A 493-nucleotide genomic window follows, 5' to 3' on the forward strand; every position below is an offset into this window, starting at 1 on the left:
ATCTTTTCTCTTGCTGCTACCGCGGCACTGGTAAGAGTACCGGACGCCGTCTTTGCCGTTTCCGGCGCTGTTTTTTCCGTCGGAGCACTGGCACTTTCCGATTTTGACGATGCAGACTGCTTTTGCCCCGCGTTTGACGACAAATAGGAATAGCTGTTCGACAAAAATCCCGAAATAGAGGTCATGAACGCCCCTTGCACATATTAGAGGTTTGAGGTTGAGGAGAATTTATATTATTACCTGCAACCTTAAACTGCAATTAGATTTAACTCTGCGGGCCATACTTTAATGACTCTTGACCAAAGGCGCGGGTGAGAAAACCTACGCCTTTGGCATCACGTATTTAAATCAACATGATGCGCATTGCCGTTCATACTCGGCCACTGCATTAAAGCGTCGCGATAGGCAGGCATATTTGCAAAATCGTTTGAATTCCCATTTCGTACAATCACCTGATCCCAAGCCTGCATCAGCTTGTCGATAATCGGATTGC

At 46.7% G+C, this 493-nt stretch carries 1 protein-coding gene; it reads right to left on the minus strand.

What is annotated here, in order from left to right:
• On the minus strand, positions 1–185 hold a 185-nt coding region (locus TALK_RS22235), incomplete at its 3' end, for a hypothetical protein (RefSeq protein ID WP_211274879.1).
• Positions 186–493: the final 308 nt, after the last annotated feature.

Origin of the sequence: Thalassospira alkalitolerans (genome assembly GCF_002115745.1) — a bacterium.
Classification (GTDB): Bacteria; Pseudomonadota; Alphaproteobacteria; order Rhodospirillales; family Thalassospiraceae; genus Thalassospira; species Thalassospira alkalitolerans.